A 24,571-nucleotide genomic window follows, 5' to 3' on the forward strand; every position below is an offset into this window, starting at 1 on the left:
GTTCTCACCCGACATCCCCATGCCACCGCGGCACTGTCCGGAACCACCGTACCGATCGCCGCCGCCGGATGCAGCCGACCCACCATCGTCGACGCTACGGCCCGCCCGGATCAGCGAAATCCGAGCAACATCAGCTGCGCATCGAGTTGCCGCTCGAAGATCTCCGCGCGATCACCGAAGGTGTCGGCACCGTACATGTCGAAGATGTCGGCGCTCACTGCACCGAGCAGCCCGGTCCACGCCGACACACTCCGCAGCAACAGCCCGTCCGGCATATCCACCCCGAATTCCGCCCGCACCGCCACGAGATCACCGGCCAGCCGGCCCGAGACCGCCACCGCGCCCGCCGGCTCGGCGAGCCGACCGGCCCGATGCGCGGTATCGACGATCCCGAGCAGGGTGCCGATCACCCGAGTTCCCGGCGCAACCGTCTCCGCCGCGGGCGCCGCGTAGCCGGGCACCGGCGTACCGAACAGCAATCCGTACCAGGCCGGTTCGGCCAGCGCCCAGGCCCGGAGCGACCGCCCCACGGCCCGGAAGCGATCCACCGGATCGGCACCGGCCTGCGCGACCGACGCGTCGACCGCGTCGGCCAGGGCGTTGTATCCATCCACCACCAGCAGCGTCAGCAGCTCGTCGCGACTCCGGACATACCGGTACACCGCCGAGGAGACCATGCCGAGCTCGCGGGCCACCGCCCGCAGCGACAGCGCGGCCGCACCGTGCTCGGCCAGCTGCGCACGGCCCAGCCGCTTGATCTCGGCCAGGGTCTGCGCGCGCACCGCGGCGCGCGGCAGACCCGCGGTCCGGTCACGACTCATCCGGCGCCTCCCGCAGGTCCCGGGCGGCCCGCTCGACCTCGGCGGCCAGTGCGCTCCCGCCGACCTCCCAGGCCACCGCCCGAAACCGATCCCGGAATCGATCCAGATCGGTGGCCACCCCTTCACCGCCGTACCCGCCGGCGGCTCCTTCCCGGAACGCGGCGACGATCTCGTCGGCGAGCGCGCCGATCCGGGTCTGGACCATGGCACGCAATCTGGCACTCAGTGCGACATCGGTCCCGACGTCGTACAGCACCAGCGCTGCCTTCAGCATCGCCTGGTCCGGCACCTGCCAGCCCTCCCGGCGACGCCGGAGGTAGTCGGCAGCGACCAGTTCGTCGAGCAGGTCCGGACCACGTTCACCGAGCAGGGCAGCGAGGGCGGCATCGTCGAGTACGGCTCCGCCACCGTCGGCCGATTCGCCGCGTGGTGCGAACAAGGTCCGCCAGTCACCCGATGCCGTGCCCTGTGGTTCGGCGGCGAGCACCTCCCGGATCGCATCCAGGCGGAGCCCGCGGGCCTGCATCTCGCCGATCGCGCGCAACCGGTCCACATGCTCGTCGGAGTACACCACTTCCTTTCCCGACCGCCCGGGCTTCGGGAGCACCCCGAGGGAGTGGTAGTAGCGGATGGTCCGCGCCGCAACGCCGCTGACTTCGGCGAGCTGGGTACGGGAATATCGCGACACGCGAAACAGCATAGGCGGCGCGGCCGGGATTACGTTGACAGCTGCCACTGTCGCCATTTAGCGTAACCCGCGTCACCGTCGACGTCCGACCGAGGAGCCCGTATGCCCGAACCCAGCACCGACTTCGACGTCCTCATCGTCGGCTCCGGATTCGGTGGCAGCGTCACCGCACTGCGATTGGCCGAGAAGGGCTACCGGGTCGGGATCATCGAGGCCGGCCGCCGATTCGCCGATGACGAACTGCCCAGGACCAGCTGGGACCTGCGCAAGTTCCTCTGGGCACCGAAGCTCGGCTGCTACGGGATCCAGCGGATCCACCCGCTGCGCGACGTCCTGATCCTCGGTGGCGCCGGGGTCGGCGGCGGATCGCTCAACTACGCCAACACCCTGTATGTCCCGCCGGAGCCGTTCTTCCGGGATCCGCAGTGGCGCGACATCACCGACTGGCGCGACGAGCTCACCCCCTATTACGAGCGCGCGAAGAAGATGCTCGGCGTCGTGCAGAACCCGCATATGACGCCGGCGGACGAGGTGTTCAAGGCGGTCGCCGAGGACATGGGTGTCGGCGACACGTTCACCCAGACCCCGGTCGGCGTGTTCTTCGGCGAGCCGGGCAAGACCGTCGACGATCCGTACTTCGGCGGGGTGGGTCCGGCGCGCACCGGATGCCTGGAATGCGGCGACTGCATGGTCGGCTGCAAGTACGGCGCCAAGAACACCCTGGTCAAGAACTACCTGTACCTCGCGGAGCAGGCCGGGGCGCAGGTGATCCCGATGACCACGGTGACCGCGCTGCGGCCGCTGCCGGACGGCAGCTGGGATGTCGACACCCAGCGGACCGGTGCGTGGCTGCGCAAGGCGCCCCGCACCTACACCGCCGGGCAGGTCGTGCTCGCCGCCGGCACCCTGGGCACCCAGAAACTGCTGCATGCGATGCGCGATCAGGGGACGCTGCCGAACCTGTCCGACCGGCTCGGGGTCCTGACCCGCACCAACTCCGAATCCATCGTCGGCGCGGCGACGAAGACGGTCACGCCGGGGCTGGATTTCACCAAGGGCGTGGCGATCACGTCGTCGATCCACCCGACCCCCGATACGCATGTCGAGCCGGTCCGGTACGGCAAGGGCTCCAACTCGATGGGCCTGCTGCAGACGCTGATGGTGGACGGTGGCGGAAAGATGCCGCGGTGGCTGCGGTTCCTCGGCATCGCGCTGCTGCACCCGCTGCTGCTGCTGCGGTTCCTGTCCGTGCGCAACTGGAGTGAGCGCACCATCATCTCCCTGGTCATGCAGCACCTGGACAACTCGATCACCACCTACACCAAGCGCGGCCTGTTCGGGCGGCGGCTCACCTCGAAACAGGGCCACGGCGAACCGAACCCGACCTGGATCCCGGCCGGCAACGACGTGACCCGCCGGGTGGCGGACAAGATCGGTGGCGTACCGGGCGGCACCTGGGGTGAGGTCTTCAACATCCCACTGACCGCCCACTTCCTCGGTGGCGCGGCCATCGGCGCCGATCCCGAGCACGGCGTCATCGACGCCTACCATCGGGTGTACGGCTACCCGACGCTCAGTGTCGTGGACGGTGCCGCGGTCTCGGCGAACCTGGGCGTCAATCCGTCCCTGACGATCACCGCACAGGCCGAACGGGCCGCCGCCTACTGGCCGAACAAGGGTGAGCAGGACACCCGGCCGCGGCAGGAGGACGGCTATCGGCGGATCCAGCCGGTGGCGCCGCACTCCCCCGCCGTGCCCGCCGACGCCCCGGCCGCGCTGGTCCTGCCGATCGTCGAGATCACCGGCAGCGACCGGTCCGCGAGCTGAACCACCTGCACCGGTCAGTCCGGCAGGCGCAACGCCTGCCGGACGGTCAGCCGCCCGGCCGTCTGCAACAGCGACCGACGGTAGATCCGCTCGGCGATCAGCACGATGCCGTATCCCGCGGCCAGCGTGACCGCCAGGGCGATCAGCGGCTCCCACCATGCGGCCGTACCGGCTACCACCCGGGCCGGCATCGCCACGATGGAGACGATCGGCACGTAGGAACCGATCACCTGGGCGGTCCCGTCCAGGAAGATACCGGCGAGCACCACGGTCATGATCATGATCGACAACGGTGTCGACGTCGATTGCAGATCCTCGCTGCGGGTGGCGAGCGCGCCCGCCACCGCCCACAGACAGGCCAGGGCCACGAATCCGGCCACGAAGAACACGATGAACCAGCCGGCGGCGCCCGCGATCGGCCCGATCGGCACCGCCACATCGAGCACGACCAGGCCCGCCAGGCCGGCGGCGGCGAACAACACCAGCTGCCCCAGCGCCATTGCGGTGTTGCCGGCAACCTTGCCGATCAGCAGCTGCCGGAGCGGAATGGCGCTGGCCAGCAGTTCGACGATGCGGTTCTGCTTCTCCTCCACCACGCTCTGCGCGATCGCCATCCCGAACAGCAGGGCCGCGAAGTAGAACATGAAGGCGAACACCAGCGAGGTCACTGCGACCAGGCCCGGTTCCACCGCGGCGGGTTCGAGCACCTCGGTGCGGACATCACCGCCACGGCCCAGATCGGCCATCGACAATCCGGCTGCGGCCGCATTGTGTGCGACCGCCATCTGCCCGGCCGCGGCCGAGAGATAGGTGGTGGCCTCGTCGTCGGTCCCGGTGCGGGTCACCAACAGCCACCCGGCGTCCGGATCGGGTAGCAGGCCGGCATCGACCGCGTCGCTGCGGACCCGGTCCCGGACCGTCGCAGAATCCGCCACCGATCCGGGGACGAAGGCGATATCGGCCGATTCGGCGTCGGCGAGAATGCCCGCCGCCGCGACCACTTCCTCGGCCCCCGGCCCGGTGACCGCGATCCGGATCTCCTCCGTGCGGTTGTTGACGAACGCGCTCACCACCAGCGCGATGGCGATCGCCACCACAGTGAGCGCGGTGGAGACGAGAAAATTGCGGTCGCGCGACTTCACCGCCATCTCGCGGCGGGCCACGATGGACCATGCCGCGCCGGTCCGATCACTCATGCGGTCACCTCCCGGTAGATCTCCGCCACCGAGGGCCGGATCTCGGCGAGTTCGTGTACCGACCCTCGATCCAGGGCGGCGTGCAGCAGCCGGTCGGTGGTCGTATCGCCGGACAGTTCCAGCAGGGCGCGGGACCCCTCGATCTCGACGACCGAGACGCCGGGTTCGGACCGGAGCCACTCCAGTTCGCCACCGGTGACCAGCCGGTAGCGCAGCGGGCTCGCACTCCGCAGCTGCGGCACGGTGCCCTCCACCACCACGCGCCCGGCCGCCAGCACCACCAGCCGGTCGCACAGGCGCTCCACCAGATCGAGTTGATGGGACGAGAACAGCACCGGCAGACCGGCCGCGGCGTACTCACGCAACAGCTGGGCCATGGCGTCGACCGCATCGGGGTCCAGGCCGGAGAACGGCTCGTCGAGGATGAGGGCTGCCGGGTCGGCGATCACCGCGGCCGCGATCTGCACCCGCTGCTGATTTCCGAGCGACAACGATTCGAGCGGATCGTGCCGGCGTGGCGCCAGATCGAAACGGTCCAGTAGTTCCTCGGTCCGCTGCCGGGCCCGGGCCGGGGCCATACCGCGCAGCCGAGCCAGGTAGACGAGCTGATCGGCCACCCGTTGCTTGGGGTAGAGGCCGCGTTCTTCCGGCATGTAGCCGAACCGCCGCCGGTCCGCGGCATCGACTTCCCGGTGCTGCCAGCGGATCGCACCGCCATCGGCTGCCAGTACCCCCATGATCATCCGCATGGTGGTCGTCTTGCCGGCCCCGTTGCCACCGACGAACCCGGTGAGCGCACCCGCCGGGACGCTGAACGTGACGTCGTCGACGGCAGTCACCTGGCCGAATCGGCGAACCAGCCGCTCCACTGCCAGCATCACAACCCCCTGTGTCTCCGGGCTCCCCGAGCCACGGTACCCGGAGAACCGGCCGACTGCGGGGAATGGACCCCGATACCCGACGGGGCGCAGAAGCCTCGGGCTGCGCCCCGTCGGGATCCCCACCTGTGGTGGGTCAGAAGAGTGCGACGGAGCAGACGGCCATGGCGCCGCTGCCCCGCGCGGTCTTCTCGTCGACGACCTCGCCGTCCACCTTGATCCGGCAGGTGACCTCACTGCCCGTGGTCATCGCCGACACCGTTGCCGAGATCGACGATTCGTCGGCCTCGAAACTCTCCCGCCACGGAGCATCGACGTTCTCCTCGGAAACGACCTCCGACTGTTCGTCGGAATAAGCCACCGAGGCGAGCGGACCGTCGGACTCGACCTCGTACTCGACCGAGCCACCGGCGCCAGCCGAAGGCACGTCGGGGATCGACGGCATGCCGGTCAGCGGCGGCAAGGTCGGATCCGGAATCTCCGGAATCTCGGGGATTTCCGGAGCACCGGGCGGAACCGCACTGGTGGCCGACACCGAAGTCCCGGCCGCCGGCTCGCTGCCGTCGTCCTCGTCGTCACCCGCCAGGACGACGGCAGCGACGATACCGCCGACGGCTGCCACCACCAGCAGGACCACCAGGACCCACACCCACGCCTTGCTCTTCGGCGGCGGCGGTGGCGGATACCCGGGACCACCCTGCGGCGGATACCCGGGCGGTCCGGGCGGATACCCGGGACCACCCGGCGGACCCCCCGGGGCACCGGGCGGGAAGCCCGGGCCGCCCTGCGGATACCCCGGGCCGCCGGGCGGCGGGACGGGGGCGCCCTGCGGATACCCCGGCGGCGGCATGGGCTGTCCCGGCGGCATCGGCTGGGGTTGCGGGAACCCGGGTCCGGTGCCCGGCGGCGGCCCGCCCGGTGCGCCCGGCTGTGGCGGATAGGTCATCGGTCGTGCTCCTGTCGGCAGTCGTCGATCCATTCGGTGCCGCGGCCCATCGAAACCCCCTGATCCGATGCGCCCGACGGCCGTGCAGAATCTACGGTCCGGGACCCTGCCGCGCAACGCTACGTGAACAGCCGTTCGCCGTCGCGGACACGATTCGGGGACGTACCGCGATATCCGGCGGTACGTCCCCGATTGCCGAAATCAGCTGTGGGATACGTTCTTCAGGACTTGCGGCCGATTCCGGCGACGATGCAGTTGCGCACATCGGTGAGCGGCGCCAGCCGCGGTCCGTCCGGCCACCAGTCGTCGCACAGCACCAGACCGGGCTCGATCATCTCCAGGCCACCGAACATGGCCCGGATCTCCGCCCGGGTGCGGAACCTGCCGCTACCCATCGGGCTGTGCACGAACTTCTCTTCCATCTTCCGGGCGAGTTCGCTGTGCTCGGGCGTCTCCGGGTCACAGAAGTGCGCGATCGCCACGAACGAACCCGACGGCAGCGCGTCGATATAGGTCTGCAGCAGGGCCGGGCCGTCCTCACCGAGGTAATGGTGCATGGTCCCGATATGGAACAGTGCGATCGGCCGGGTGAAGTCGAGCTCCTCGCGAACCACCGGGTTTCCCAGCACCTCCAGCGGCCGGAAGATATCGGCCTCGGCGATCCGGGTGCGGCTGTTGTTCGCCAGCAACGCCTCCGCATGCGTGAGCACCGAGGGGTCGTTGTCGACGTAGACCACCCGGGAGTCCGGGTTGATCCGCTGCACCACCTGGTGGGTGTTCTCGGCCGTCGGCAGCCCCGAACCCAGGTCCAGGTACTGGTCGATACCGCCCTGGCGGGCCAGGAACCGGCAGGCGCGGATCAGGAAGTCGCGATTCGCCCAGGCCAGGTCGTTCACCTGCGGGGCCACCGACCGGACCTGTTCGAGTACGGCGCGGTCGACTTCGTAGTTGTCCTTGCCGTTCAGCGCAGCGTCGTACACTCGCGCGATACTCGCACGGGTGGTATCGACTCCGACCGGCACCGCACTCGGGTATGCGGCGGAGGGTTGCGACATCTTCTCCGAGCCTCCTGGCCTCGACGACCTTCCGGATTCCACCGGTTTCCGTATGCAGCGTAACGGATCTCGACCGGATCCAGGGGACGACTGCCGTACCTGCACCCGGCCCTGCCGGCGGCGCCGGAATCGGCCGCCCGCTCAGCGGAACATGCGCCGGCCGCCCCGGCGTGTCCGGTGCACCATCGCGGCACCGCGCCGACCAGGCGCCACAGCGGAAGGACCGAAACCGTGGCCGAACCAGAACTCGCCGCCGATACCGTCGCCGCCCTCCCCGTGACGGCCGTCGACCACTGGGACCACAGCGCCGACGTCGTGGTCGCCGGATACGGCATCGCAGGGGTGTGCGCCGCCATCGAGGCCGCCCGGGCCGGTGCCCGGGTACTCGTCGTCGAACGCACCGCCGGTTGGGGTGGTGCGGCGGCACTCGCCGGTGGTTTCGTATACCTCGGTGGCGGTACGGCATTGCAGCAGGAACTCGGCTTCCCGGATTCGCCGGAGAACATGGCCACCTTCCTCGGCGCCGCACTGGGGCCCGGCGCCGATCCGGAAGTCGTCGACGACTACTGCCACGGCAGCGCCGAGCACTACGACTGGCTGGTCGGCTGCGGAGTACCGTTCCGCGCTGCGTTCTGGGGTGAACCGGGCTGGGAGCCGCCGCACGACGAGGGCCTGATGTACTCCGGTGGCGAGAACGCGGCGCCGTACCACGACATGGCCACCCCCGCGCCCCGCGGTCACGTTCCCCAGCTCGCCGACAAGCGGTCCGGTGAACGCAGCGGTGGCTACGTGCTGATGAAGTCTCTGGTGCAGACCGCCGAAGCATTGGGTGTCGAGGTCGTCTACGACACCCGGATCCGCCGGCTGATCACCGACGAGGGTCGGGTCCGGGGGTTCCTGGCCACCCGGTACGGCGCCCCGGTCACCGTCCGGGCCGAGCGCGGGGTCGTCCTGGCCACCGGCAGTTTCGCCTACGACGGCACCATGGTCGAACGACACGCACCGCGGATCAGTGGCCGGCCCGGAGCGGCGGTCGAGGAGCACGACGGCATCGGGATCCGGATCGCGCAGGCACTCGGTGCCCAGGTGGCCCATATGGATGCCACCGAGGTCGCTGTGCTGGCCGACCCACAGCTGATGGCGCGCGGGATCCTGGTCAACGCCCGCGGACAGCGCTACATCGCCGAGGACACCTACCCGGGCCACATCGGCCAGGCAACACTGTTCCATCAAGACAACGCGGCCTACCTGGTGATCGACGAAGCATCGCTGACAGCCGCGCTGGCCACCGAGACGGCCACCCCCTTCCTCCGGGTGCCACCGGACTGGGCGGCGGAATCGGTGGCCGAACTCGAATCCGATATCGGGCTCCCCACCGGAGTCCTGCAGGCCACCGTCGACACCTACAACCGGCATGCGGCCGCCGGAACGGACCCGGTGCTCGGCAAGAAACCGGAATGGGTGCGCCCGATCGGCACCCCGCTGGCCGGCTTCGACCTGCGTGGCCGCACCGCCGGATTCCCGCTCGGCGGTCTGCGTACCGACCTGGACGGCCGAGTGCTGCACGTCGGCGGCACCCCGATTCCCGGCCTGTTCGCCGCCGGCCGGTGCACCGCCGGACTCTGCGCCGGCGGCTACGTCAGCGGCGCATCGCTCGGCGACGGCAGCTTCTACGGACGCCGGGCGGGCCGGGCCGCCGCATCCTGACCGCTCCGGGCGACGATGCCCCGAAACCGGCGCCGGGTCAGTAGGCTGAGCGCGCCTGTCGCTCGGCGACTCCGGCTGGCACAGCAGGACATCCGGGCCGACGGGCGACCCAGAATCGACCGGGCAGCAGATCGGAGACGGTGCAGTGCAAGCAGGTGGGATGTCCGCGGATTATGTGATCGTCGGCGCCGGATCGACGGGGGCCGTGGTCGCGAACCGGCTCAGCGCCGATTCCGGCACCACGGTGCTGCTGCTGGAAGCCGGTCCACCGGACGACGACAAGTTCACCCATATCCCCGCCGCCTTCGCCAAATTGTTCCGCAGCGAACTGGACTGGGATTACCTCACCGAGCCGCAGCCGGAACTGGCCGGGCGGCAGATCTACTTCCCGCGCGGGAAGGTGTACGGCGGTTCCTCGTCGATGAACGCGATGATGTGGGTCCGCGGCTTCCGAGCCGACTACGACGAATGGGCGCTGCTGGCCGGGGAGCAATGGGGGTTCGGCGCCGCGGTGGAGCAGTTCCGCCGGATCGAACGGGTGCAGGATGCCCAGTACTCGGACGAGGGCACCGACGGGCCGCTGCACGTGCAGCGGCAGCGCAGCCCCCGCTCCAGCACGCACGCCTACCTGGAGGCGGCGCGGCAGGCCGGCTACCCCTTGGAACCGGCGAACCGGCCGGCGCCGGAGGGGTTCAGCCAGACGATGGTCACCCAGCGCGACGGCCGGCGCTGGAGCACCTCCGACGCCTATCTGCGCCCGGCCCTGCGTCGTGCGAACCTGACCGTCGAATCCGGGGCGCTCGCCACCCGGGTGCTGTTCGACGGGACCCGGGCCACCGGTGTCGAGTTCCGCCGGGACGGGCGGACCTACACTGCCGCTGCGAAGCAGGAGGTGATCGTCTGCGGCGGCGCGATCAACACACCGCAACTGCTGCAGCTGTCCGGTATCGGTGACCGGGACGAGCTGGCCGGGCACGGCATCGACGTGGTGGCCCATGCGCCGGAGGTCGGCGCCAACCTCATGGACCACCTGACCTCCGGCATCGGTTACGGCGTCGAGAAGGATTCGCTGTTCGCCGCCGAGAAGCCCCTGGAACTGCTGAACTACCTGATCCGGCACCGTGGCATGCTGACCTCGAACGTCGGCGAGGCGTACGGCTTCGTGCGCAGCCGGACCGATCTGGAGCATCCGGACCTGGAGCTGATCTACGCCCCCGCGCCGTTCTACTACGAAGGGCTGCCCGATCCGACGGAACACGGGGTGATCCTGGTGACGGTGCTGCTGCGTCCGCAGAGTCGCGGCCGGGTCGCCCTCCGATCGGCCGATCCCGCGGACAAGCCCCTGATCGACCCGCGGTATCTGTCCGACCCGGAAGGGGCCGACCGGGCCGCCATGCTGGCCGGTCTGCGGATGTGTGCGGATATCGCCGCTCAGCCGGCGATGCGGGCCACGCTCGGCCCGGTGATCTACCCGCCGAAGGCGCCGGACGATCTGGAGGCCACGTTGCGACTCACGCTCGACGAGTACTCGCACACCCTCTACCACCCGGCAGGCACCTGCCGGATGGGCACCGATCCCGCTTCCGTCGTCGATCCCGAGCTGAAGGTCCGTGGCGTCGACGGACTCCGGGTCGCGGACGCATCCGTCATGCCCACCATCATTCGTGGCCACACCCACGCGCCCTGTGTGTTCATCGGGGAACAAGCCGCCGAGTTCATCCGGGCCGAGCGCGGTTGACCGGAGCCCCGCGGCGGCCGACCGGCCGACGCGGGCCCGACCGGTGCGGTAGGACCGCTGCCGGTCAGGCACCCACCCGGGCGAATCCCATCGGCGGGGTGGGCAACTGCCGGCCGCTCCCCGAGCCGTGGAACTCCGGCAACCCCTGCAACACGTCGATATTGCGGGCGGGATAGCAGCGGACGGGCGGCAACGCGCGCGACACCTCGGCCCGCTCCACCGGTTCCGGGTCGACGAAGGCCACCGATTCCAGGCCTATCCCCAGGGTGCGGGCGATGCGCACCACCGACGCCGACTTCCGGCCCCAGCCGATCTCGACCGCGGAGAACATCTCGAACAATCGGTGCCGGTACAGCTTCTGCAGCGTCCAGTCGCGGTGGCCGCGGGCCGCGACCGCATGCAGGACGCCCCGCTGGGCGAGCGTCTCCAGGGTCCGCACGGCCTCCGGTCGTGGGGCCGCACCGGTCCGGTCGTGCACCACGCCGTCCCACAGAGTGTTGTCCAGTTCCCAGACCAGACATCGCACAGCCGGTCGCATCGCGGGTGCCCCTAACGCATCGTCGGTGTCCGTACACTGCGGCGTGCGCGGTCGATGGGTACAGCACCGTCCGGGCACGGCACGCGCCGTCCGGCCACGGTCGTGACCGGATTCGGCTCCGGTGAACTCTACAACCCGGCACCACCCCGGGCCAGCCTTGTCCCGCCCCACAATTCCGCGGACCGGCATTGTGATCGCCGACAGGATGCAGCAAACCCGCACCCATCTCATTACCGGCCGGTAGGGTGACGTTGCCGGACTCGACATTCCGGGGGTGGAAGGATCACAGATGTCCGTCGAGAGTTCACCACGCCCGACGCTCACCGTATCGGGCCGCCCGATGTCGACCCCACTGCAAGATGTCGGCACCCTGTCCCGCACCATGGTGGGCCATTTCGTCGCCAACGTCGCCCCCTGCGGCACCCTGCCCGGTGATGCGATCTCGGGCGACATCACCACCGTCACCCGGCTGTGCCTGGAGTTCGCGGTCAGTACCCTGGACGGCAAGGACATTCCGGGCAAGCTCGCCCGGCTGCAGGATGCGGCCGCCGGATGGGCTCGTGAAGGCGTTCCCATCGACACGATCCACCATTCGATCGCCGAGGGCTTCAAGATGGGGCTGGATCTGATCGTCGCCGACGCCACCGTGTCCGACCACGACGATCTGCTCAACGGCGCCAAGATGGTGATGGGCATGCTCGACACCATCACCGCCGAGGTCTCCCGGGCCTATGTCCGCGAACTGCGTTCGGTGGTGAGCGAGCACCACACGGCCGTGCACACCCTGACCTCGGCACTGCTCGGCGGCCAGAGCAGTTCCACGATGGCCCGGGAGTGCGGGATCGCCATCGCCGAACGCTACTGCGTGCTCGCACTCACCATTCCGCCGCACCGCGACGAACACAATCCGGCGGTGGACGGCAAGGTGGTGGCGCGCCGCAAGCTCCGTCGGGTGCAGGCCGAACTCGCGAAACGGTGCGAGGACACCGCGCTGTCGCTGCTCAGCGTCGACGGCGGGACCATCCTGCTACCGGTCGACACCCTGAGCCGGGAACAGCTCACCGACCTGGTCACCCGGCTCTCCCGGGCCGCCCAGGTCGGCATCACCGCCGCCCACGTCGAGGCGAGCACCGCAGATCTGCCCGGCGCCGCCGACCAGGCCCATGAGCTGCTCGATATGGTGCACCGGCTCAATGCCGTCGCCGGTCTGTACCGGTTCGACGAGCTGGCCCTGGAATACCAGCTGACCCGGCCGGGACCGGGACGTGAGTACCTGGGTTCCCTGCTGGATCCGCTCGATCGGCATCCGGAGCTGCTGGAGACCCTGCAGCGGCATATCGCCAACAATCTGAACCGCCAGCGCACCGCCCGGGTCCTGCACGTGCACACAAACACCGTCGACTACCGCCTCAAGCGGATCGGCCAGCTCACCGGATTCGACCCCGGTCAGCCCTCGGGCCTGTGGTACCTGCGTTCCGCGCTGGTCGCGCGCAGCTACCGGTCCGGCTGATCGCCGAATCCGGGTGACGGATCTGCAGGGGTGACACCGAGGGCCGGTGCCAGTGCCGCCCAGGCGGCGGGCAGCTGGTCCCGGAAGTCCGGCCAGGTGTGCATTCCGGCGGCGGTGTAGTCGACCGTCGCCGGAATCCCCAGCGCCGCGAGCCGGTCGGCGAAGCGTTCGGTGCATGCCCGGGCGCCCAGCTCCAGCGGCCCGCCGCCACCGATCAGCCGCAGTGCCGCCACCGGATCCGGTGCCGCGGCCACGGCCGCCAGGTCGGCGGGGGTCGCGATGCCGTTACCGGCCGCCAGGTACAGCGCCGTGCCACGCAACTGTTCCGCGCCGAGCAGGCTGTCGTGTGCCGCCCATTCCGAGGTGCCCGGCGGACCCCACAGATTGCGGACGTCGCCGCCGCGGGATGCCACGGTCATGGTGGTCACCGCCCGGCCGAGATCGTCGACGGTCGAGTAGCATCCGCTCAATCCGGCGCCGGCGGTGTAGAGACCGGGGTGGCGCTGGATCAGCATCATCGCCGCCTGTGCCCCCATCGAGACTCCGGCGATCGCCCGCGGCCCGGCACCGCCGAGATAGCCCTCCACGAGCGGCGGCAGCTCCTCGGTCAGGAACGTTTCCCAGCGATTGTGTCCCAGCGCCGAATCGTGTTGTGCCCAATCGCTGTACATGCTGCCGGCACCACCACTGGTCAGGACCACGTCCACCGGCTCGTCCGCGAAGAAGTCGGCGGCACCGCCCTTGGTGAGCCAGCCCGACACCGGTTCCCCGTCCACCCCGTCGAGCAGATACAGCACCGGCCGCGGCCCCGGGCCGGCCCCGCGCAAAATGTCCACCGTCACCGTCCGCCGCATGGCCGCCGACGCGATGTGCAGCCGTTCCCGCTGCGCCCCCGCGGGTTCCACGGTGTGCAGCCGGGTGGTCCGGATCGTCGGGTCGACCGGTGGCGGTTCGGCCTGCACCGGCCGCAGCGGCAGGCCCAGCACGGCGACCACGGCGAGCCCCGCAATCCACGTCCTGCGCACCTGCATCTCCTCGACCACCGCGAGCCGGAAACCGACGACGGCGTGGGCGGCTCGCTCAGCGAGACGCCCACGCCGCGCAATCGAACTGCGGGCCAGGATAGTGCGATCTCCGATGCACTTCCGCTATGGCGCGCCGGTCGATGTGCCTCCGCCTACAGCGATCCGCCGCCGCCGATCACCCACGGGTTGAAGGTGCAGGCGAGATTCGGATGCTGCACCGGGTCGAGCGCATTGAGCACGATGGACAGCGAACGCGGCGAGTACATCATGGTCAGATGGTCGGACAGATCCTGTTCGCACCCCTCCTGCAGCGTGATGTTGCGGACGGTGGCCCCCGGCCCCGCGTCCAGGAACGTCAGCTGGTACGGGTTGGTGATCTCGTCGTAGCGGGTGCCGACGATGGTGTAGTCGACACCGGGGACGGTGTCCCCGTTCTTGTTGAGATCGAGTACGAACTGCGAACCCACGGTCTGCTGGATGCCGGCGTGGCCGACGAAGATCTCCACCAGACCCAGCACGTCGATGCCGAAGTTGTTCACCGCGCGCCCGAGCGCGCCGATCCCGTCCAAGCTGGTGCCGTGGTGCGTGGCACCGAAGGTGATCAGGTTCTTCACCTTGTCGGCGCCGCCCTCGTACTTGGTGTACCAGTTCGCCATCGAGCCGCCCTGCGAGTGCGCCACGATGTCGACTTCCTCGGCGCCGGTGGCGGCGAGGACGCGGTCCACGAACGCCGCCGTCTGCTTGGCCGAGTCCTGGATGTAGCCGGTGCCCATCACGCCGGGCAGTACCGACCCCAGGCCGCCGCCCTCGACCAGGTTGGAACGCCCGTAGTTGAACGCGAAGGTGCAGAACCCCGCATCCTTGATCGGCTGGCCCATATAGGCATAACCGTTGTAAGCGTTCATCCAGGTGCCGTGCAGCAGCACGACTGGGCGGGGATGTTCGGCGGTCGGCTTGCAGTTCCAGTCGTTGCTTCCGGGAGGTGCTGCGTCACCGTTGGTGAGGCCGTAGGCGAAGGCCGCCAGCCACGAAGTCTGGCTGGGCCCCCACCCCTGGGTGTCGGAGCTGTACCCGCCGGCGGAGCCCGAACTCGAGCCCGAGCCCGCATAGCAGTCGCCCGACCCGTTGCCCGAGCCCGCGCCACTGCCGGAGGTACACGCCGACCCGGTGCCGCCGAGCCCGCCGTCGTCGCCGTAGGCGATGGCGGAGCGGCCCACACCGATGAGGTCGGCAAGCGCTTGCTCCACGGGTGACTCCGCCGGTCGGGCCTGGGCGCCTGCGGCACCCAGCCCCACCGTCAGCGCGGCGACACCCAGCAGCACCGCGGACCGCAGCCCGCGTCGATGCCTGGTTCGATTCATCGTCAGTGATCTTCCTGTGTTGTAGTTTCGGCCTCCGCAACGAATTTCGCTTCGCTGCATTGCCGGGAACCGCACAGGAAACTACGCCCGCAATTCCGGGACGGGCCCGTGCCCGGTCCACCACTGGGCAATTCACCGGCGCCTTTCGATACGCCAGTGATCACACACAGCAATTTCGGAACGACCGAAAATATTTCACCGACTTTCGATTACTCCAGGAAATGTGGAGACCTCGGACAGTCGGCACCGGCGGTGATGTTTCCGGACTACCGATCGAAAGCCGCCGACAATGTCCGCCAGGCACGCGGCAACTGCTCCCGGAAGTCGATCCAGGCGTGCGTGCCGGCCTCGAAGTACTCGACGGTCGCCGGGACGCCGACGTCGGCCAGCCGGCGCGCGAAGGTCTCGGTGCACGCCCGTGCGCCCAGTTCGAGGAGTGCGCCGCCGCCGACCACGTCCAATATCCGCCGGACGTCGCCGGACTCGGCGAGGACCCGCATTTCGGACCACTCCGGGCGGCCGGAGGCCGCGGACAGGTAGACCGTCGTACCGGCGAGCCGTCCCGCGCCCAGCGAGGCGTCATGGGAGAGCCAGTCCAGCGAGGTCGGCGGCCCCCAGAGGTTGCGCACATCGCCGCCCGCCGACGCCACCGTCAGCGTCGTGACCGCACGCCCCACCGGATCCGCTGTCGAATAGCAGCCGCTCATCCCCGCCACGGCCCGGTAGAAGCCCGGATGCCGGGTGGCCAGCGTCATTGCCGCCTGGGCGCCCATCGACACTCCCGCGATCGCCCGCTGCCCCCGGGCCGTCCGCAGGTAGGACTCGACGATCGGCGGCAACTCCTCGGTCAGGAAGGTTTCCCAGCGCTGCAGTCCCAGCCGGTGGTCGTAGCGCGCCCAGTCGCTGTACATGCTGCCGGCACCACCACTGGTGAGGACCACATCGACCGGTTTGTCGGCGAAGAACTCACCCGCCCTGCCCTTGGACAACCAGCCGGAGGTCGCTTCGCCCTCCACGCCGTCGAGAAGGTACAGCACCGGCCGCGGTGCCGCACCGGAGCCGCGCAGCACGTCGACCGCCACGGTCCGCCGCATCGCCGACGAGATGATGTACAGCCGTTCCCGTTGCTGCGAGATCACCTCGATCTCGGTCAACCCGGTCCGCGTGAACGCGTCGTTGACCGGCGGCGGCGCGGGAGCTCCCCCGGGCAGCGGAGCGGCCGCTGCCGGGCTCGCCGCCAATACGGCCGCACATGCCGCCGCCGCGATCGACCAGCCCGAATTCACCGCGACCACCTACCCGGATCGCCGCCGCGGGCGATTCCGCGCCACGGATTCCGCGCGTCCCCGGCTCCGGTGACGGAATATTCGCCACTCGAATCGGTTCGACCGGCACCCGGTGCGACCACGTCCACTCCTCGAAACCTGTATCCAATTCCGGTGAGAATCCACAATAGGTACGAATGTGCCACCGAGAAACAATTTTCCGATCATTTGGCACGGGCGACCATCGGCCTACGGCGGCACTGGGGGCGATCACAACCGGCCCGACGACCACACAGGCGACGGCCGCACATCATCCGCCCGACCGGAAATAGTTGAAGCAGTCACGCTTCACACCAGCCTTCGTTACGATCGCGGAGCCTCGTCACCGGCAACGTTGCCGGGTCTGCGGCGCGGCGAGTTCGAAGGGCAATGGCGAGTGAGCACGACACAGGACAAGCTGGACCAGCTGTACGATCTCCAGGAACTGGCCGAGGAGCCGGCCGGCGAGGCGGGGATCGCCAAACGCAAGGCCAAGGACATCCCCAGCGCCCGGCAACGGGTACGTGCACTCCTGGATCCGGGCAGTTTCGTCGAGATGGGCAAGCTGGTCCGCCAACCCGGTAACGGTGCCGCGATGTACGGCGACGGGGTCGTGACCGGCCGGGGCCGGATCGACGGCCGCCCGGTCGTGGTGATCGCGCACGACCAGACCGTCTTCGGCGGCTCGGTCGGCGAGATGTTCGGCCGCAAGGTCGCCGCCGCACTCGATTTCGCCGTGCACAACGCGTGCCCCGTAGTGGCGATCAACGATTCCGGTGGTGCGCGGATCCAGGATGCGGTCACCTCGCTCGCCTGGTACGCACTGATGAGCCGGCGGCAGGAGCAGCTGTCCGGATTCGTGCCGCAGGTATCGATCATGCTGGGCAAATGCGCCGCCGGATCGGTGTACGCTCCGGTCAACACCGATGTGCTGATCGCCACCGAGAAGTCGTACATGTTCGTCACCGGCCCCGAGGTGATCAGGGAGGTCACCGGAGAAGCGGTGACCATGGCGGAACTCGGCGGGGCACGGGTGCAGGCCGACAACGGCACGATCCACCACGTCGCCGCCGACGAGCAGGCCGCATTCGACTGGGCGCGCAACTATCTCGCCTTCCTGCCGTCCAGCTGCGCCGAACCGGGGCCGATCGTGAATCCGGGGCTGGAACCGCAGATCACTGCGACCGATCGGGAACTCGATGCGATCATCCCCGACTCCGACCGCAGCGGCTACGACATGTACGACATTCTGCTGCGCATCTTCGACGACGGCGACTTCCACGAGATCGGCCCCACCACAGCCACCAACCTGATCACCGGATTCGCCCGGGTCGACGGCCGCACCGTGGGGGTACTGGCCAACCAGCCGATGGTGCTCGGCGGCGCGATCGATGCCAGATGCTCGGACAAGGCCACTCATTTCATCCGGCTGTGCAACGCCTTCCACATCCCCCTGGTCTTCGTCGTCGACACTCCCGGAGTACTGCCCGGCGTCGAGGAGGAACGCAACGGCGTGATCAAACGTGGTGGCCGCTTCTTCCGGGCGGTCATCGAGGCAACCGTCCCGATCGTCACCGTCGTGGTACGCAAGGCCTACGGCGGCGGCTATGCCGTGATGGGCTGCAAGCAGCTCGGGGCCGATATCAGCCTCGCCTGGCCGACCGCCCGGATCGCAGTGATGGGCGCGGAGAGCGCGGTCGGCATAGTCGGCCGCAAACAGCTGCAGCAGGTGCCGCCCGCCGATCGGGCAGCGGCCCGCGAATATCTGATCGACCAGTACAACGCCACCGTCGCCACCCCGTGGATCGCGGCCGAACGCGGCTATATCGATGCGGTCATCGAACCGTCGCAGACCCGGCTGGAGATCCGCCGGGCCCTGCGGCTGCTGCGGGAGAAGGAGGCCGTCGAGCGACCCAACCCCCGCAAACACGGCCTGTTCCCGGTCTAGCCACCGCATTCCGAGCGGGCCGGCAGGCCCCGGAGCCGCCGATCGAGCCAGGCCAGCGATTCCGGGTAGCCGGTTGCGGCGCCGATGATGTGTTCACCGGGCACACTCCGGTACACCGCCACGGCCCCGAGCGCGCACTGCTCCCGGAACAGCTGCCGGGCTCCTTCCGCGGGGATCCAGAACTCCTGTTCGCCGTTGTAGATGTAGAGCGGGACCGGCGATCGTAGCCCCGACATCCGGGTGATCTCGTAGATCTGCTCGGCCAGGGCGGAGTTCAGCGGATCCGGGAAGTCGGCGGCGATATCGATCGGCAGGTGCAGTACGCCGGGCACGGCGAACACGCTCGCGCACTGGTCCTTCATCGGCGAGGTCGCCACCCAGCGAGCCAGCGAGTTCATCCGGGCCAGGATCTCGGGGCGTTCCCGGCCGATCGCGAAGGTCGCCGCCATGAACACCCCCGAGGCCAGGTTCGCGTCCATGCTGTCGGCGAGCAGTTCGAAATCGGCCGGCACTCCGCCCAGCGCGGCCCCCGTGACGAACGGCACCAGTTCCGGTGCGTACCCGCCGATCAGCTTCACCGCGCCGTGCGTCGCAATCGCCCCGCCGGAGTAGCCGGTCATCGCGAACCGGCTGGTCCCGTAGCGCTGCGGATCCGCCGCACGGACCGCGCGGATCGCATCGAGGACGGCGTGCCCGGCGACATACGGTTCCGCATAGGCCATCCAGGGCCCCTCGTGGTCCGGTAGCAGTACAGCGTATCCGCGCAGCGCAGCAAGTTGAGTCGTCGGCGGCAGGAAGTCGGTCATGCTGGTCTTCGCCGAGATGCCGTGGGCCAGTGTATGGCTCGGTGTGCATTCGCGCCCCAGCGCATCGATCGGCAGGTTGTTCACCAGTACCGGCCGGTCCCCGGGGCCCGGCCAGGGTGCCGCCGGTTCGAGCAGGGTGGCCGTAGCGAACGAGGGCTGTCCGTGGGCTCCCGACGTCCGGAATTTCAGAAGTGTCGCGCGGGCCAGCGGAACCATCGCCACCGGTGCCGCTGTCGCGAGCACCTCGCGCCGCGCGAGCACCTCGCCGGGGCTGCGGTTTCCGAGGTCCGGCGGCCAGCTGTCGAACATCGGATCGCCGACCGGCGCCGGCAGCACCGCGGCGCGCAGATCCTGGAGATCCGCAGGGACATTCGCAGTGTTCAGGCCCGGCGTCGGAGCGGTTCCGGACGGCACAGGGGGTGGCGGCAGCACCTCGTCGATCCACTGCTGCACCTGCGGCAGCAGCTCGCCGGGCGGGGGCAAGGGCGGTGGGCCGGGCGCTGCCGGCAGCGGTGGCGGGGCCGCCTGGGCGAGGGCGCCGGTCGCACCGGCGAGGGCGACGACCAGGGACAGTACGAGAATGCCGGCAGATCTCATGGCACACGCCTTCGGGTGAGGTATTCGACGAATCCGACCGGCCCCGGATGCCCTCGGCCGACACCCCCGACCCCTCCGCTCCTCCCCCTCTGTCGTGGACCGGTGGACTCAGGCTAAGGTCTGCCGCCCCAGCCGATGCCGGAGCGTGCTCGACTCGTGCGCACCCTGCGCCCGGATCGCAATACAGTGCGGCCGGGCGGGCGGTCGTGGCGATGCACGGCAGCGCCACCGCCGGTCTGTGACATATCCGGTAGCTATCAGAGAACATGTTCTTCTGTATGCTGCGCGGCCTACCGTTGAGGCCCGTCGGCACCGCCGGTGCCGGGTCGAAAGGAAACGGTTATGTACCCCGCCGATCCCTGCGACGCCATCCCCACCCGCCGCATCACCATTTCGTTCGACGGCCCCCGGCCGGAGGACACACTGATACTCGAATACGCCGCGACACCCGCCGAAGCGTGGGAGTTCACCGCCGCCGCCGTGCACGCCGGCATCCCGGTGACCGTGGACGGCAAACTCCGCCCCGGCTTGCGGCCGCTGCCCTGCCGGACGCTGTGGCGGTGACCGGCACCCACTAGGCTCGTCGACTGTGCCGCGCACCCGCGGCGATCCGAGCCAGGAGGACCCGGTGAGTTCGTCGGCACCGCGATATTCCACCCGGGACCCGGCACGCCTGCTCGATGCCCGCCGACGCGGCTGGTTCCCTGTCGTCACCGCGGTACTCGCGGTGGCCCTGCTCGCCGGCTGCGGTGGCGCGGGGGACGACGCCCGGGCTGCGCGCAGCAGCACCACCGCACCCCCAGCCACCACCGCACCGGTCACCACCTTCGCGCCGCCACCGGACCCCTATGCCGATTTGCCACTGGTGGAATCGGTCACCTGGGTCGACGCCGTGGACGGACCCCGGCTGCTGGTGTTCCCCACCGAGGCCGGGCGGCGCACCACCACGGAATCGAACGGCGAACGGGCCTGGCAGGAGGTCCTGGCCGCGGCGCCGGACGCCGCCACCCCCGGGATGCGCGACCAGTTCATCTGCCATTGGGTGTGGGCCCGCCTGGTCCGTCCCGACAAACCGAGCTGGAATCTCGAACCCTGGCGTCCCGCCGTCGGATACGCCGAGACCGTGTCCGCCACCTGCAACCCCGGCGGGCCCGAACGTTGAAAGGATCGTCCATGCGCATCGTGATCGCCGGCGGACACGGCCGGATCGCCCGGCAGCTCGCCCGGATCCTCACCGGATCCGGCGACCAGGTCCATGCCCTGATCCGCAACCCCGACCATGCGGCGGAAGTACGGGCGGCAGGTGCCGTCCCGGTACTGCACGACCTCGAGCAGGGATCGGCGGCCGAACTCACCGAGGTCCTCGACGGTGCCGACGCCGTGGTGTTCGCTGCCGGCGCCGGGCCCGGTAGCAGTGCCGACCGCAAATACACCGTCGACCGGGACGGGTCGATCCGCCTGGCAACAGCCGCCCAGCAGCTGCGGATCCCACGGTTCGTGCAGATCTCCACCATGGGCGTGGATCGACCGGTCGATCCCGACCGGGGCGCGGTCTGGGCCGCCTATATCGACGCCAAGGCCCAGGCCGAGGTTGACCTCCGGGCCCGCCCGCTGGCCTGGACGATCGTTCGGCCCGGACGCTTGACGGATGCCGACGGCACCGGAGATGTCACACTGGCCGCCCCGCCGATCGAGTACGGCACCGTGCCCCGGGCCGATGTGGCAGCCACCGTCGCGGCAGTTGTTCCTGCACACAACACTTTCGGCCGATGCCTGGAGCTGGTTTCCGGGAGCACCAAGATACCCGTGGCGGTCGGCAACATCCGGTAGCCAACCGGTTGCCCGATGCTCGAACCAGGCGAAATCCCTACCGGCGACGCGAAATTGATCATGCAGATGTGCTTGCATCTGAAAGGCGCACCGTCCTAAACTCGGTGCCGCAACACAATTCAGGGGACAGTCAGGGGAGGCCGCGAGCGGCGGACCCAGGCCCAGGTTGCCATGGGTTTGCTACTGCCTACAGTCAGGGGCATCCGAATGAATCACAGCATCGGGCATATCGAAGTCGCCGACGCGGCGAACCGTAGTCACTCCCGGGAGAGCGCCGTCGCCTTTGTGATCGACGCCGTCGAATCCACCGGCGCCGCCACCCGGAACGACTTCGACATCGACCGGATCGTCAACACCGCACACGCCTTCACCGACGACTGGGACGTGCAACTGCTGGCCGCCGACACCTTCTGGTCGATCGCCGCAGGCTGTCTGCGGGTCTGATCGAATCCGACCCCGGACGGCCGGGCAGCCGTCCGGGTTCCGCCGTGGGTCAGCCGGCGGCTGCCTCGCGCAGCAGCTGGAACGACCGGTCCGGCCGCGCGGCCTGCACGCTGAGCCGGTCCATCACCGAAAGGTACAGCGCCAGGTCCTGACGGCGCTCCAGATACGATGCGCTGGTCAGTTGCTCCAGGTAGACGATATCGGTGAGCTCGGGTTCGGCGAACCGCAGAATGCTGAACGAGCTTCCTGCGGCGGCGTGGCCACCGGCATCGAACGGCACTACCTGAATCGTCACGTTCGGCAGGGCCGCGAGTTCGAGCAGCCGCTGCAGCTGTGCCCGGTGCACCTCGGCGCCGCCGATCGGCCGCCGCAGTACCGCCTCGTCGAGGACCGCCCACACCACCGGCGGGTCGGCCCGGAACAGGATCTCCTGCCGGCGGGCACGCACCTCCACCCGGCGGTCGGTCTCCGGATCGTCGTAGCCCAGCGACACCACGGCACGCGTGTATTCCGGAGTCTGCAGCAGACCCGGCACCAGCTGCGCCTCGTAGGTACGGATCTGCGTGGCCGCCTGCTCCAAGCCGAGATAGGTACTGAACCACGAGGGCAGCAGATCGCTGTAACCGCTCCACCAGCCCGGTTCACTCGCCCGCCGGGCGAGCTCGAAGAACTTCTCCCGCTCGGCCGGATCCGCGACGCCGTACAGCGTCAGCAGGTCACGGATATCGCGTTCTTTGAACCCGGTGCGCCCCAGCTCCAGACGGCTGATCTTCGCATGCGACCCACGGATCGCCTCCCCGGCGTCCTCGCGGGTGATCCCCTTGGCTTCCCGCAACTTACGTAGCTGCCCGCCGAGTGCAATACGCAGGACGGTCGGACCACGTTCGGCAACCGGTTGGATACGACCCAGGTCGTGGGATTCAGCGGTCATGAACTTTTCGACTCCGATACTCGGGGTTGGCGTGGCCACGCCCCGGCCCGGAGGCCCAGAGCGCCGCACCGATCGCCCATGCTACCCGTCAACGGGTCAAATAGTCGAACTCTCCGGCTTTCGCGCCGCGGATGAACGCATCCATCTCCGGCCGGGTGTAGAACAACACCGATCCGTGCGGGTCGCGTGAGTTCCGCATCGCCACAAGACCACCCGTCGCCTCGGCCAGCTCGACACAGTTTCCGCTGGGGTTGCTGAAGGTGCTCTTCCGCCACGCCTCCGCGGCGGGCCGCTCGCACGTTTCGGCGGCGGTCCGCTCGATCGCTCCGCGCACAGTTCCCGACATGTTCGCGCTCCCACAGTTGGCCGACATCGACACAGTAAACGACTCTTGACACTGCGGATGCACTCACAAACGTTCTTGCATCTGCAATGCCGGACGAGACCCTAGCACGGTCCGACACTCCGGCGCCGAGTGTGCAGATGTACTTGCATCTGCAAAGACTCACTGCCTACACTCCCTCGCAACGGGGAGGTACCGGGCAGGTCCCGATATCCCATCGGCCTCCCCCGTCGCCGAAACGCGAGGGGCGGTCGAGAGATGAGCACACCTTTTCGGACACCCCGCCGGATCGGGGCCACTTCCGGCCTGCCGACCCTGCGGCAACCCGCTGCGGCGCCGCTCGGTCCGGCCGACTGCGCCCACGAACCCGGCGGTATGACCTACCGCCAGGCCCGGGAGATCCTGCGGGTACACGAGGTCCACGGACCCCGATGCCGGCAGTGGCTCGCGGCCGCAGCCTATTTGTCCGCCGGTCTCGACGACGAGTGAGCGCACGGGGCAAATGTAACGATTTCGTGCTGGTCCGCACCGACGGCGCCGGGGCATGCTGATAGATCCGACATACCGTCATGACCCCGACCACGAAACGGCTCGGCAACACCATGCGCATCGCGGACATCCTGCGCACCAAAGGCGCGACGGTCACGACCGTCACGCCGGACACCGACGTGCGCCGGCTCCTCGCCGTTCTCTCCGAGGCCAACATCGGTGCGGTCGTGGTCTCCCCCGACGGTCGGCGGATCGCCGGAATCGTTTCCGAACGCGATGTCGTGCGCAGCCTGCACCGGCACGGCGCAGACCTGCTGGATCACCCGGTCACCACCATCATGACCACGGCGGTGCAGACCTGCACGCCCGAGGACCGGGTGGATGCATTGCGCCGGGTGATGACCGAGCACCGGGTACGCCACGTACCGGTGCTCGTGGACGACGAACTGGCCGGTCTGGTGAGCATCGGGGATGTCGTGAAGAGTGCGATCGCCGAACTGGCCACCGAGCGCAGTCACCTGGTCGACTACCTGCAGGGACGCTACTGATCGACGAAACCTGTTGCCCGCGTGACGTATCCTGACACGGA

24 protein-coding genes are annotated in these 24,571 nt (G+C 69.2%); 11 read left to right on the forward strand and 13 right to left on the reverse strand.

From position 1 onward, the window contains the following. Positions 1–110: 110 nt before the first annotated feature. Both AC1HFH_RS15575 and AC1HFH_RS15580 read right to left on the reverse strand, forming a co-directional pair. Complete coding sequence (locus AC1HFH_RS15575; RefSeq protein WP_480243498.1) at positions 111–821, reverse strand: TetR/AcrR family transcriptional regulator; 711 nt, start codon at positions 819–821, stop codon at positions 111–113. Further along, positions 811–1,509, reverse strand: coding sequence for a MerR family transcriptional regulator (locus tag AC1HFH_RS15580; protein WP_480243499.1), 699 nt, complete (start codon positions 1,507–1,509; stop codon positions 811–813). The genes AC1HFH_RS15575 and AC1HFH_RS15580 overlap by 11 nt, the downstream gene beginning before the upstream one ends. Before the next feature lie 102 nt (positions 1,510–1,611). On the opposite strand from AC1HFH_RS15580, the gene AC1HFH_RS15585 reads away from it, so the two are divergent. Continuing rightward, on the forward strand, positions 1,612–3,336 hold the full coding sequence (locus AC1HFH_RS15585) for a GMC oxidoreductase (RefSeq protein WP_480243500.1): 1,725 nt from the start codon (positions 1,612–1,614) through the stop codon (positions 3,334–3,336). 14 nt (positions 3,337–3,350) lie between these two features. Here AC1HFH_RS15585 and AC1HFH_RS15590 read toward each other — a convergent pair whose 3' ends face one another. The 4 genes from AC1HFH_RS15590 to AC1HFH_RS15605 form a co-directional block, all read right to left on the reverse strand. Then, positions 3,351–4,532, reverse strand: a complete 1,182-nt coding sequence (locus AC1HFH_RS15590; protein WP_480243501.1) for an ABC transporter permease — start codon at positions 4,530–4,532, stop codon at positions 3,351–3,353. Further along, positions 4,529–5,410 (reverse strand): ABC transporter ATP-binding protein, encoded by an 882-nt coding sequence (locus tag AC1HFH_RS15595; RefSeq protein ID WP_480243502.1) that lies wholly within the window; start codon positions 5,408–5,410, stop codon positions 4,529–4,531. The genes AC1HFH_RS15590 and AC1HFH_RS15595 overlap by 4 nt, the downstream gene beginning before the upstream one ends. A 136-nt stretch (positions 5,411–5,546) precedes the next feature. Further along, positions 5,547–6,356 (reverse strand): MmpS family transport accessory protein, encoded by an 810-nt coding sequence (locus AC1HFH_RS15600; protein ID WP_480243503.1) that lies wholly within the window; start codon positions 6,354–6,356, stop codon positions 5,547–5,549. A gap of 221 nt (positions 6,357–6,577) precedes the next feature. Beyond that, complete coding sequence (locus tag AC1HFH_RS15605; RefSeq protein ID WP_480243504.1) at positions 6,578–7,336, reverse strand: SAM-dependent methyltransferase; 759 nt, start codon at positions 7,334–7,336, stop codon at positions 6,578–6,580. Positions 7,337–7,642: 306 nt separating this feature from the next. Between AC1HFH_RS15605 and AC1HFH_RS15610 the strand changes: the two genes are divergently transcribed. Continuing rightward, a complete protein-coding gene (locus AC1HFH_RS15610; RefSeq protein WP_480243505.1) occupies positions 7,643–9,118 on the forward strand; it encodes an FAD-dependent oxidoreductase in 1,476 nt (491 codons plus the stop codon). A gap of 160 nt (positions 9,119–9,278) precedes the next feature. Further along, positions 9,279–10,856 (forward strand): GMC family oxidoreductase, encoded by a 1,578-nt coding sequence (locus AC1HFH_RS15615; RefSeq protein WP_480243506.1) that lies wholly within the window; start codon positions 9,279–9,281, stop codon positions 10,854–10,856. Positions 10,857–10,920: 64 nt separating this feature from the next. On the opposite strand, the gene AC1HFH_RS15620 is transcribed toward AC1HFH_RS15615, so the two are convergent. Next, positions 10,921–11,394 carry an HAD-IIIC family phosphatase gene (locus AC1HFH_RS15620; protein WP_480243507.1) on the reverse strand — a complete coding sequence of 158 codons (474 nt, stop codon included), beginning with the start codon at positions 11,392–11,394 and terminating at the stop codon, positions 10,921–10,923. A 289-nt stretch (positions 11,395–11,683) separates the two neighbouring features. Here AC1HFH_RS15620 and AC1HFH_RS15625 point away from each other — a divergent pair, with 289 nt between their 5' ends. After that, a complete protein-coding gene (locus AC1HFH_RS15625) occupies positions 11,684–12,904 on the forward strand; it encodes a PucR family transcriptional regulator (protein WP_480243508.1) in 1,221 nt (406 codons plus the stop codon). Here the strand turns inward: AC1HFH_RS15625 and AC1HFH_RS15630 are convergent. The 3 genes from AC1HFH_RS15630 to AC1HFH_RS15640 form a co-directional block, all read right to left on the reverse strand. Next, positions 12,889–13,929 (reverse strand): alpha/beta hydrolase, encoded by a 1,041-nt coding sequence (locus AC1HFH_RS15630; protein ID WP_480243509.1) that lies wholly within the window; start codon positions 13,927–13,929, stop codon positions 12,889–12,891. The two genes, AC1HFH_RS15625 and AC1HFH_RS15630, sit on opposite strands and share 16 nt — an antisense overlap. 152 nt (positions 13,930–14,081) lie before the next feature. Continuing rightward, entirely contained in the window at positions 14,082–15,290 is a 1,209-nt protein-coding gene (locus AC1HFH_RS15635; RefSeq protein WP_480243510.1) for an esterase/lipase family protein, read from the reverse strand. Between the two features lie 266 nt (positions 15,291–15,556). Further along, positions 15,557–16,576 carry an alpha/beta hydrolase gene (locus AC1HFH_RS15640; RefSeq protein WP_480243511.1) on the reverse strand — a complete coding sequence of 340 codons (1,020 nt, stop codon included), beginning with the start codon at positions 16,574–16,576 and terminating at the stop codon, positions 15,557–15,559. 415 nt (positions 16,577–16,991) lie between these two features. Here AC1HFH_RS15640 and AC1HFH_RS15645 point away from each other — a divergent pair, with 415 nt between their 5' ends. After that, positions 16,992–18,542 carry an acyl-CoA carboxylase subunit beta gene (locus AC1HFH_RS15645; protein ID WP_480243512.1) on the forward strand — a complete coding sequence of 517 codons (1,551 nt, stop codon included), beginning with the start codon at positions 16,992–16,994 and terminating at the stop codon, positions 18,540–18,542. On the opposite strand, the gene AC1HFH_RS15650 is transcribed toward AC1HFH_RS15645, so the two are convergent. Next, positions 18,539–19,945 (reverse strand): lipase family protein, encoded by a 1,407-nt coding sequence (locus AC1HFH_RS15650; RefSeq protein ID WP_480243513.1) that lies wholly within the window; start codon positions 19,943–19,945, stop codon positions 18,539–18,541. The genes AC1HFH_RS15645 and AC1HFH_RS15650 overlap by 4 nt on opposite strands. Before the next feature lie 342 nt (positions 19,946–20,287). On the opposite strand from AC1HFH_RS15650, the gene AC1HFH_RS15655 reads away from it, so the two are divergent. The 4 genes from AC1HFH_RS15655 to AC1HFH_RS15670 all read left to right on the forward strand — a co-directional run bounded on the left by AC1HFH_RS15655 (position 20,288) and on the right by AC1HFH_RS15670 (position 22,219). Further along, positions 20,288–20,509, forward strand: coding sequence for a hypothetical protein (locus tag AC1HFH_RS15655; protein WP_480243514.1), 222 nt, complete (start codon positions 20,288–20,290; stop codon positions 20,507–20,509). A 64-nt stretch (positions 20,510–20,573) separates the two neighbouring features. Then, positions 20,574–21,107 carry a DUF2599 domain-containing protein gene (locus AC1HFH_RS15660; protein ID WP_480243515.1) on the forward strand — a complete coding sequence of 178 codons (534 nt, stop codon included), beginning with the start codon at positions 20,574–20,576 and terminating at the stop codon, positions 21,105–21,107. Between the two features lie 11 nt (positions 21,108–21,118). After that, the gene (locus AC1HFH_RS15665) at positions 21,119–21,775 is read left to right on the forward strand and encodes an NAD(P)H-binding protein (RefSeq protein WP_480243516.1); all 657 of its coding nucleotides are present in this window, start codon (positions 21,119–21,121) and stop codon (positions 21,773–21,775) included. A 207-nt stretch (positions 21,776–21,982) separates the two neighbouring features. Beyond that, a complete protein-coding gene (locus AC1HFH_RS15670) occupies positions 21,983–22,219 on the forward strand; it encodes a hypothetical protein (protein WP_480243517.1) in 237 nt (78 codons plus the stop codon). Positions 22,220–22,268: 49 nt separating this feature from the next. Here the strand turns inward: AC1HFH_RS15670 and AC1HFH_RS15675 are convergent, their stop codons facing one another. Together AC1HFH_RS15675 and AC1HFH_RS15680 are read right to left on the reverse strand one after the other, a co-directional pair. Beyond that, on the reverse strand, positions 22,269–23,150 hold the full coding sequence (locus tag AC1HFH_RS15675; RefSeq protein ID WP_480243518.1) for a helix-turn-helix domain-containing protein: 882 nt from the start codon (positions 23,148–23,150) through the stop codon (positions 22,269–22,271). A gap of 88 nt (positions 23,151–23,238) precedes the next feature. Beyond that, complete coding sequence (locus AC1HFH_RS15680) at positions 23,239–23,496, reverse strand: DUF397 domain-containing protein (RefSeq protein ID WP_480243519.1); 258 nt, start codon at positions 23,494–23,496, stop codon at positions 23,239–23,241. A gap of 255 nt (positions 23,497–23,751) precedes the next feature. Between AC1HFH_RS15680 and AC1HFH_RS15685 the strand changes: the two genes are divergently transcribed. Beyond that, complete coding sequence (locus tag AC1HFH_RS15685) at positions 23,752–23,982, forward strand: hypothetical protein (RefSeq protein WP_480243520.1); 231 nt, start codon at positions 23,752–23,754, stop codon at positions 23,980–23,982. A gap of 113 nt (positions 23,983–24,095) precedes the next feature. Next, on the forward strand, positions 24,096–24,530 hold the full coding sequence (locus AC1HFH_RS15690; protein WP_480247864.1) for a CBS domain-containing protein: 435 nt from the start codon (positions 24,096–24,098) through the stop codon (positions 24,528–24,530). Positions 24,531–24,571 lie beyond the last annotated feature (41 nt).

It is taken from the genome of Nocardia sp. KT25-26 (assembly GCF_056627695.1).

Bases quoted from the DNA above. Each gene is read 5' to 3' on its own strand.
- AC1HFH_RS15575 (WP_480243498.1), bottom strand. From the start codon at position 821: ATGAGTCGTGACCGGACCGCGGGTCTGCCGCGCGCCGCGGTGCGCGCG.
- AC1HFH_RS15585 (WP_480243500.1), top strand. From the start codon at position 1,612: ATGCCCGAACCCAGCACCGACTTCGACGTCCTCATCGTCGGCTCCGGA.
- AC1HFH_RS15590 (WP_480243501.1), bottom strand. From the start codon at position 4,532: ATGAGTGATCGGACCGGCGCGGCATGGTCCATCGTGGCCCGCCGCGAG.
- AC1HFH_RS15595 (WP_480243502.1), bottom strand. From the start codon at position 5,410: ATGCTGGCAGTGGAGCGGCTGGTTCGCCGATTCGGCCAGGTGACTGCC.
- AC1HFH_RS15600 (WP_480243503.1), bottom strand. From the start codon at position 6,356: ATGACCTATCCGCCACAGCCGGGCGCACCGGGCGGGCCGCCGCCGGGC.
- AC1HFH_RS15615 (WP_480243506.1), top strand. From the start codon at position 9,279: ATGTCCGCGGATTATGTGATCGTCGGCGCCGGATCGACGGGGGCCGTG.
- AC1HFH_RS15620 (WP_480243507.1), bottom strand. From the start codon at position 11,394: ATGCGACCGGCTGTGCGATGTCTGGTCTGGGAACTGGACAACACTCTG.
- AC1HFH_RS15625 (WP_480243508.1), top strand. From the start codon at position 11,684: ATGTCCGTCGAGAGTTCACCACGCCCGACGCTCACCGTATCGGGCCGC.
- AC1HFH_RS15635 (WP_480243510.1), bottom strand. From the start codon at position 15,290: ATGAATCGAACCAGGCATCGACGCGGGCTGCGGTCCGCGGTGCTGCTG.
- AC1HFH_RS15650 (WP_480243513.1), bottom strand. From the start codon at position 19,945: ATGAGATCTGCCGGCATTCTCGTACTGTCCCTGGTCGTCGCCCTCGCC.
- AC1HFH_RS15655 (WP_480243514.1), top strand. From the start codon at position 20,288: ATGTACCCCGCCGATCCCTGCGACGCCATCCCCACCCGCCGCATCACC.
- AC1HFH_RS15665 (WP_480243516.1), top strand. From the start codon at position 21,119: ATGCGCATCGTGATCGCCGGCGGACACGGCCGGATCGCCCGGCAGCTC.
- AC1HFH_RS15670 (WP_480243517.1), top strand. From the start codon at position 21,983: ATGAATCACAGCATCGGGCATATCGAAGTCGCCGACGCGGCGAACCGT.
- AC1HFH_RS15675 (WP_480243518.1), bottom strand. From the start codon at position 23,150: ATGACCGCTGAATCCCACGACCTGGGTCGTATCCAACCGGTTGCCGAA.
- AC1HFH_RS15680 (WP_480243519.1), bottom strand. From the start codon at position 23,496: ATGTCGGGAACTGTGCGCGGAGCGATCGAGCGGACCGCCGCCGAAACG.
- AC1HFH_RS15685 (WP_480243520.1), top strand. From the start codon at position 23,752: ATGAGCACACCTTTTCGGACACCCCGCCGGATCGGGGCCACTTCCGGC.
- AC1HFH_RS15690 (WP_480247864.1), top strand. From the start codon at position 24,096: ATGCGCATCGCGGACATCCTGCGCACCAAAGGCGCGACGGTCACGACC.